Here is a 1,105-nt window from a genome sequence, read left to right as displayed (position 1 = left end):
CGCCCGTCGAGCCGGGCCAGGCTGTCGCGTCGCTGGCCGCCGACTGTGCCGAAGTCCCCGCCGACGTACACGGCTGAGCCGCTGGTGGCGATCGCGACGCCGGGCGCGCAGGAGTTGAGCATGGTGAGCAGCGGGGCCAGCCCGCCGAAGGCGGCGCCGTAACCCACCGACGTCGGCACGGCGACCACCGGGGCGGCGACCAGGCCCGCGACCACGCTGGGCAGAGCCCCGTCCATCCCGGCGACCACGACGACGACCCGCGCGCGGCGCAGCAGGTCGAGCTGGCCCAGCACCCGATGCAGACCGGCCACGCCCACGTCGACCACCAGTTCGGTACGGCGTCCCAGGTAGCGCGCGGTCTGCATCGCCTCCCGGGCCACCCGCAGGTCGGAGGTGCCGGCCGCGACCACGGCTATCAACCCGCCGGTGCTCTCCGGCGGCACAGGCGGCCAGGCGAGCAGGGCCGCCTCGACGTCGTGCCGGGCGTCGGGCAGCTCGTGCAGGATCGCCTTGGCGTGTTCCGGGCCGGCCCGGGTGAACAGGGTGACCACGTCGGGCCGGGCGCGCACGGCGGCAGCGATGCCGGCGACCTGCTCCGGCGTCTTGCCCTCGCAGTAGACCGCTTCCGGATAGCCGCGGCGGGCAGTGCGCTCGAGATCCAGCCGAGCGAAGCCGGACAGCTCGTCAGACATCGCCGGCCCGGACGAGCGGCAGGGTGAAGGCGCCGGACTGCACGCCGGTCAGGTCCACGGTGACGAAGCGGAAACCCGCCGCCACGACGGCGTCACGGATCGCCGTGCGCAGCGGATCGGTGACGGCGCGCGGCAGGTCGTCGGGCGGCAACTCGACGCGGGCGATGTCGCCGTGGTGACGTACCCGCAGGTCGGCAAAGCCCAGCCGGCGCAGCGCCGCCTCGGCCTGGTCGATCTGGCGCAGCTTGCGGGGCACGACCTCGGCGAAGTGTGGGATCCGGGACGCGAGGCAGGGCGCAGCCGGTTTGTCCGCGCACGGCAGCCCCAGCTCACGGGCGATGCCGCGGACCGCCGCCTTGTCGAGCCCGGCGTCCGCCAGCGGCCGCAGCACGCGGTGCTCGACCGCGGCGCGC

The 1,105-nt window shown here is 75.4% G+C and carries 1 protein-coding gene and 1 pseudogene; both read right to left on the bottom strand.

What is annotated here, in order from left to right:
- Positions 1-692, bottom strand: a 692-nt coding sequence (gene larB / locus AB0C29_RS49835) for a nickel pincer cofactor biosynthesis protein LarB (protein ID WP_360835588.1), incomplete at its 3' end; no start/stop codon positions are given.
- Positions 685-1,105 (bottom strand): annotated as a pseudogene (locus AB0C29_RS49830) (ATP-binding protein); the annotation flags it as partial. The pseudogene AB0C29_RS49830 and the gene larB, both read right to left, overlap by 8 nt.

It is taken from the genome of Actinoplanes sp. NPDC048791 (assembly GCF_040650095.1).
GTDB lineage: Bacteria > Actinomycetota > Actinomycetes > Mycobacteriales > Micromonosporaceae > Actinoplanes.
Note: the sequence above shows the minus strand (reverse complement) of the source record. Positions and strands in the feature narration are given on the sequence as shown.